The sequence below is a fragment of the Methylobacterium brachiatum genome (genome assembly GCF_900113845.1).
GTDB lineage: Bacteria > Pseudomonadota > Alphaproteobacteria > Rhizobiales > Beijerinckiaceae > Methylobacterium > Methylobacterium brachiatum.
Map to the genome: position 1 here is coordinate 1 of NZ_FOQW01000042.1, position 5,668 is coordinate 5,668.

9 protein-coding genes are annotated in these 5,668 nt (G+C 69.0%); 3 read left to right on the top strand and 6 right to left on the bottom strand.

Features of this window, described 5'->3' with window-relative positions; all coding sequences use genetic code 11:
• Positions 1–81 precede the first annotated feature (81 nt).
• A complete protein-coding gene (locus tag BMZ47_RS27590) occupies positions 82–312 on the top strand; it encodes a hypothetical protein (protein ID WP_039904309.1) in 231 nt (76 codons plus the stop codon).
• Between the two features lie 81 nt (positions 313–393).
• The gene (locus tag BMZ47_RS27595) at positions 394–615 is read left to right on the top strand and encodes a hypothetical protein (RefSeq protein ID WP_007568421.1); all 222 of its coding nucleotides are present in this window, start codon (positions 394–396) and stop codon (positions 613–615) included.
• 252 nt (positions 616–867) lie between these two features.
• Here BMZ47_RS27595 and BMZ47_RS27600 read toward each other — a convergent pair whose 3' ends face one another.
• From BMZ47_RS27600 to BMZ47_RS27610, 3 genes are all read right to left on the bottom strand, one after another.
• Positions 868–1,638, bottom strand: a complete 771-nt coding sequence (locus BMZ47_RS27600) for a collagen-like protein (protein WP_167369124.1) — start codon at positions 1,636–1,638, stop codon at positions 868–870.
• 258 nt (positions 1,639–1,896) lie between these two features.
• Positions 1,897–2,103: a hypothetical protein gene (locus BMZ47_RS27605; RefSeq protein WP_139221092.1), complete on the bottom strand. Its 207-nt coding sequence runs from the start codon at positions 2,101–2,103 to the stop codon at positions 1,897–1,899.
• 138 nt (positions 2,104–2,241) lie between these two features.
• Entirely contained in the window at positions 2,242–2,730 is a 489-nt protein-coding gene (locus BMZ47_RS27610) for a Ros/MucR family transcriptional regulator (protein WP_091865627.1), read from the bottom strand.
• 725 nt (positions 2,731–3,455) lie between these two features.
• Between BMZ47_RS27610 and BMZ47_RS27615 the strand changes: the two genes are divergently transcribed.
• Entirely contained in the window at positions 3,456–4,424 is a 969-nt protein-coding gene (locus BMZ47_RS27615) for a metallophosphoesterase (protein WP_091865630.1), read from the top strand.
• A gap of 355 nt (positions 4,425–4,779) precedes the next feature.
• On the opposite strand, the gene BMZ47_RS28755 is transcribed toward BMZ47_RS27615, so the two are convergent.
• The 3 genes from BMZ47_RS28755 to BMZ47_RS27625 form a co-directional block, all read right to left on the bottom strand.
• On the bottom strand, positions 4,780–4,944 hold the full coding sequence (locus BMZ47_RS28755) for a hypothetical protein (RefSeq protein ID WP_007568410.1): 165 nt from the start codon (positions 4,942–4,944) through the stop codon (positions 4,780–4,782).
• 109 nt (positions 4,945–5,053) lie between these two features.
• Entirely contained in the window at positions 5,054–5,275 is a 222-nt protein-coding gene (locus BMZ47_RS27620; RefSeq protein WP_091865633.1) for a hypothetical protein, read from the bottom strand.
• An 81-nt stretch (positions 5,276–5,356) separates the two neighbouring features.
• On the bottom strand, positions 5,357–5,587 hold the full coding sequence (locus tag BMZ47_RS27625) for a hypothetical protein (protein WP_050733214.1): 231 nt from the start codon (positions 5,585–5,587) through the stop codon (positions 5,357–5,359).
• Positions 5,588–5,668 lie beyond the last annotated feature (81 nt).

Here is a 5,668-nt window from a genome sequence, read left to right on the forward strand (position 1 = left end):
GGGATCGGTCCGGCCCCGGGCGGGTGCGGGCCGGGCTCGCCCGAGAGGTCGCCTCGCCCGAGAGGTCGCGACGAGATCGCCATGAAGGGTCTTCTGCTGAACGCGCTGCTCGGGCTGGGTCTGGGGCGGTTCGGCTCGGTCTGGGGTCTGCCGGTGTTCCTGCCGGTGGTGGCGGTCGAGCTGGCCTACGGGTTCCACGTGCATCACCTGAGCGCGGGCGGCGGGCTGCGGCGCGGGGCGGCGCTGCTGATCTGCGGCCAGCTCGGCTTCCTGCTCGGGGCGCTGCTGCGGCCGCTGCCGGGCGAGCGCTGAGGCCCGGGCGGTTCGGGTTGGTGAACGATTTGCGCACCGGTCGGGCCTTGCCGGGTCTGCGCGGCGGGAAGGGGGTCAGCCTTGGACGAGAACGATCCGCACTGGGACGCCGACCCGCTCTGGTACGACCGGGCCGAGGCGGACACGCCGCCGGGCCGGGTGCTGGAGGGTCTGGCGTATCTGGTCCTTCTGGCTCTGGCGGGTATGGCCTGGGGGGCGCGGGTGTACCGGCTTCCGGACGCGCTGTGGTGCCGGGCGATGGACCGGCTCCGGCCGCGCACGCCCGGACCGCGCCGGTCCTGAGATCCCGTCGCGTCCGGACGGCTCAGTCCTAGCCGGCCGGCACCTTTGATCGCGGTTGCCCGACCTGGCAGCGCGAAGCGTAACGGATCCTCTTCGTCAGCCGTCGCGATTCCGGAGCTGATGCGTTGGATGGTCCAGCATCCGATCTGACGGGTCGCCCGGTGCTGGGATTCCCCGGCACGCGCCCCAGCACGACGGCGCCGACGCGCCGCTCCGAAACGCGTCGCAGTTGCGCCGGCCTGACGGCTTGCGTCAGCGCCGGGCGCAGATCGCCCGGGCCTTCATCGCAATCGGTGTCGCGCCCATCGCGAAACAGTAGATGCTGCTCTCGTCCATGGCGGGACGCTCGCCGCCGCTGCAGGTGCCGTTCACGGCGAATTCCTCCGTCGTGCAGGTTGCGACGCACCGCCCGCCCGCCGTGCAATCCTCGACCTGCACCCGCAGCGCGATGGCGGTGCCCGGCTTGCCCTCGGGCCCGGCCGGTCCCGCGGGACCCCGCTCACCCGCCTGGCCTTTCGCGCCGGCCTGCCCGATTGGTCCGGGTGGGCCGACGGGGCCGGCCGGGCCCGGCTCACCCTTCGCACCGCGCTCGCCTTGCGGTCCTTCGGGGCCCTGCTGGCCGGCGGCACCCTGCGGACCGCGCGGGCCGACCTCGCCCTTCGATGTGTTCGCCGCCAGCATCACGGGGATCGGAGGGGACGGCACGGTCGCGGCCTGCTTCCCGGCGGCAGGGCGGGCGCAATAGCCGACCACCGCCTGCCGGCTGAGCGAGTCCGATTTCAGCGTCACCACGCAGGTTTCCGGATGATAGGGGATCCGGAACGCGAAGCGGCCATCCTGATCCGCCCGCGTGTCGAACTTGTCGTCGAGGACGATCCGGGCCGCGCGGGGCGGGGCCAGGGTGCCGAAGACCCGCAGATCGCCGTTCGAGATCATCGCCATGTCCACGGCGATGTCCCCGGCTCCCTGCGCCGCGGAGGCCAGGACGCAGAACCCCAAGACCAGAACCGATCGCCGAGCCATCCGGGACTCCCCCACACCGTCCCGGCCAGGGTATGGCGGCCTGTCGCGCCGCTCTATCCGCCCATGCCGTACGTCTTTCGGCGCAGCTGCATGCGATCCGCACGTCGTCTTACGGCTAAGGAATCGCAGGGACTGCGCCGAACGACGGGGTCCGGGCATGGCTGTCGGCAATGCAGCCGACGGCGCGCCCGCCTATCCTGCGCCGGGGCCGTTAGGGCCACCATCACGAGACGGCGCCGCCATCGCCTCAGCGCGATATCACGGGAGGATATTGAGGTACCGCGCGGCGATGTAGGCGGATGCCAGCGCGACAGCGACGCCCGCCCCGCCGAGACCGATGCCGAGCCAACGGTCGAAGACGGCCGCATCGCTGTCGGCGTCGCGCACCGCGCAGGCGACGCAATAGGTCGTGCCCGCCCGGATCGTCTGGCCGCAGGTCCGGCAGGTGGTACGGGCCAGCGGCATCGGTCTCTCGTTCGGCATCGAGCGGATGCAACGCTTCTTCAGTATCGGCACGTCGAATTCTAGACGCGTGCGGGCCGGGAGTCAGGAGGCGGCCGACCCGCGCCTGCGCGCTCCTCAGCCCTGCCGTTGACGATCGTGTCAGGCCGTCTTCCTGCGCCCGCGTCCCTTCGCCTCGGCCCCGCTCCCGCCGTCATCGGGCTCAGCTTCGCTCGCGCCGGGTCGTCCCAACCCGATCGCCTTCGCGAGCGCGGATCGCCGTTCGGCATAGTCGGGCGCGACCATCGGGTAATCCCGCGGCAGCCCCCACTTCTCGCGGTAGCTCTCCGGCGTCAGCCCGCGACCGGTGAGATGCCGTTTCAGGGTCTTGTAGTGCTTTCCGTCCTCGAAACTGATCAGGGCATCGCGGCTCACGGAGCGTCGGATCTCGGCCGCCGACGGCTTCTCGACGGGGGAACTCGCGACCGGCGCAACCTCTCCCTGCGCGGCCGCCTGTATGGCGGCATGGACGCTCATGAGTAGCTTCGGCAGGTCGGTGACCTGGACATGATTGTTAGAAACATAGGCGGCCACGATGCTCGCCGCCAAATGCCGGACATCGAGCTGCCGCGCTTCGAGATCGTCGTTCATCGCTGACTCCTGACGGCACAACTGGCATCACATCTCAGCTTCTCTACGAGGGACGCAATATTCCGTTCCGGATTTCGGAAGCGGAATTTATTGAGCGTTAACGATGCCTCTCACGCCGTATCGAATGGCGAAAAAAATCGTTAATAAGCGATAACAAATCAGTATCTGCGTCGGTGTGCGCGAATATTTTTATAAATAGAATTATATATTTTGGTATCTACGATGAATTTTCTACGTTTCATGCGCGTGAAAGGGCGAATTAGGTAGCGGACTTTATCGGCAATCACTAAGTATTTTTGAGGCAATCCGAACAATATGTCGAGAGCGATGATGCGTATTAACGAAAATGGTGCGGTATATTACGTTATCATGATCAATATTGCAATATCTATCGATATTTTGCTACCCACAGCCAAGTTCGCTCATCGAATCAGAGGCGTGAGTTTCGCTGACGGTGCGAGCGCCCGCGCTGGCGTGGACATCCTCGGGCCCGGTCGAGGAGCCCGTGGCAAGACCGCGCCAGCGGGATCGCGTCGTTCGCCCGGCGGGATCAGGCGCCCGATCCCAGCATCCGCTGGACGTGCTGCCGGACCGAATGCCGTCCTGTGCTAAGAGCCGCTCACAAAACTCCTGCCGCACCGTCGCGTGCGAAGGGAGGGCTCCCGGGAACCGGGAGTTTTGTGAGGTACTCCAAGCCTGCGGCCTCCCCAACGCGTTGCCGACCGATGTTGACCCGCCGCACGCTCCTGTCCCGACCGACCTGGATCGCCGCCTGCGCGGCGGCCGGGAGTCTCGCGGGCGCGGGCTACGCGACGGCGGTCGAGCCGCACCGGGTGCAGGTCACGCGGTACCGCGTATGCCCACCCCGATGGCCGGCGGGTCTGACGATGCGGGTCGCCGTGCTCACGGATTTCCACGCCCATCCCCGCTGCATGGGCGCGGATGCGATCGCCGATGTCGTGGCACGCACCAATGCCCTGGCCCCCGATCTCACGGTGCTGCTCGGCGATTACGGCTCCCAGCATCCGGGCGGGGTCCCGTTCGAGGTGGTGGCCGATCGTCTGCGCTTCCTGCACGCGCCGAAGGGCGTCTACGCCATCCAGGGGAACCACGATTGGGGCGACGATCCTGCGGCGCTCCGGCGCGGTCACGGCCCGACGCGGGCCGAGCGCGCGCTGCGGGCCGCCGGCATCGCCGTCCTGGAAAACGCCGCCATCCGTCTCGATGTCCCCGGTCCGGTCTGGCTGGCGGGTCTCGAGAGCGAGGCGACGCCGGGCCGCGCCCAGGCACCGGATCGCCTCGACCGGCAACGGTCCGAGATCCTCGCCCACGCCCTCCGCGACGTGCCCGCCGAGGGGGCCGTCCTCCTGCTGGCGCATGAGCCGGATCTGTTCGCGACCGGCCTCGACCCCCGGGTCGCGCTCACGCTGTCCGGCCACACCCATGGTGGCCAGGTGCGGATCCTGGGTTGGTCTCCCTGGATCCCGTCGCGCTACGGGCTGCGCTATGCCTACGGGCACATCGTCGAGGCGCAGCGCGACCTGATCGTGTCGGCCGGGCTCGGCTCGCATTTCCTGGCCGGTCGGCCGTTACGCCTCGGCGCGCCGCCCGAGATCGTGGTGGTGGATCTCGGACGTCCGGATGACGCTGGGACGCAGGCGGATGGCTTGGGCAGCCGAAGCAACGCGGCGTGATCGATCGAGGGCCGGACGCGCGCGCTGCGCGGCCCGCACCACCCGATGCCATCCAATCTCCTCGCAATACGAGGATAAAGGCCGATTGCGCAAAATAAGTGCAGGCCCGCCACTGTAGTGAGCGCGAAGAGCCATTATATTGCCAGATCTGAACCGATCAGTACGCCCGGTGAGGAAACGTCAAGCTTTCGCCTGCACGACATTGCATCGACGCTCTTGAGAGGACACGATCATGCACTGGACGGCCGTGATCCTCGCCGCCTACGCGGCCGGCCTGGTCGAGTTCTGGCGTCTGTGCCGGGCGGCCCCGCTGATGGCCGATGACACGCCTGTGCCGTATCCCTTCGAGGTGGAGTCAGCCGAGCATCCACGTCATCGCCCAGCCTAGGATACCGATCCAGCCGACCACGACCAGCAGCACCACGGCCAGGATCGCGGTCGAGCCGTGGCGCGCGAACAGGCGCTGACCCAGGCTCCGTTCCGGGGTGGCCGGACTCGTGTCACGCGGTAACGTCGTCATGGGCCCGACCCTCGCTCTCCGCTGTGAAGTCCTGGGCTTTGCAGGCGGTTCCGGGGTGATGGCCGGTGAAGCCGGGCGCGGAACCCCGGCATCCGGTGACGGGCGGATCTCAGGACCTGCGCGGTCCGGGCGTGCGCGGCCGGAGCCGGTCCATCGCTCGGCACCACAGCGCGTCCGGAAGCCGGTACACCCGCGCCCCCCAGGCCACCCCCGCCAGAGCCAGAAGGACCAGACACGCCAGACCCTCCAGCACCCGGCCCGGCGGCGTGTCCGCCTCGGCCCGGTCGTACCAGAGCGGGTCGGCGTCCCAGTGCGGATCGTTCTCGTCCAAGGCTGACCCCCTTCCCGCCGCGCAGACCCGGCAAGGCCCGACCGGTGCGCAAATCGTTCACCAACCCGGGCCGCCCGGGCCTCAGCGCTCGCCCGGCAGCGGCCGCAGCAGCGCCCCGAGCAGGAAGCCGAGCTGGCCGCAGATCAGCAGCGCCGCCCCGCGCCGCAGCCCGCCGCCCACGCTCAGGTGATGCACGTGGAACCCGTAGGCCAGCTCGACCGCCACCACCGGCAGGAACACCGGCAGACCCCAGACCGAGCCGAACCGCCCCAGACCCAGCCCGAGCAGCGCGTTCAGCAGAAGACCCTTCATGGCGATCTCGTCGCGACCTCTCGGGCGAGGCGACCTCTCGGGCGAGCCCGGCCCGCACCCGCCCGGGGCCGGACCGATCCC

What these genes read in the sequence shown, in the direction of transcription:
- BMZ47_RS27590 (WP_039904309.1), top strand. Translation starts at nt 82, where the DNA reads ATGAAGGGTCTTCTGCTGAACGCGCTGCTCGGGCTGGGTCTGGGGCGG.
- BMZ47_RS27600 (WP_167369124.1), bottom strand. Translation starts at nt 1,638, where the DNA reads ATGGCTCGGCGATCGGTTCTGGTCTTGGGGTTCTGCGTCCTGGCCTCC.
- BMZ47_RS27605 (WP_139221092.1), bottom strand. Translation starts at nt 2,103, where the DNA reads ATGCCGCTGGCCCGTACCACCTGCCGGACCTGCGGCCAGACGATCCGG.
- BMZ47_RS27610 (WP_091865627.1), bottom strand. Translation starts at nt 2,730, where the DNA reads ATGAACGACGATCTCGAAGCGCGGCAGCTCGATGTCCGGCATTTGGCG.
- BMZ47_RS27615 (WP_091865630.1), top strand. Translation starts at nt 3,456, where the DNA reads ATGTTGACCCGCCGCACGCTCCTGTCCCGACCGACCTGGATCGCCGCC.
- BMZ47_RS28755 (WP_007568410.1), bottom strand. Translation starts at nt 4,944, where the DNA reads ATGACGACGTTACCGCGTGACACGAGTCCGGCCACCCCGGAACGGAGC.
- BMZ47_RS27625 (WP_050733214.1), bottom strand. Translation starts at nt 5,587, where the DNA reads ATGAAGGGTCTTCTGCTGAACGCGCTGCTCGGGCTGGGTCTGGGGCGG.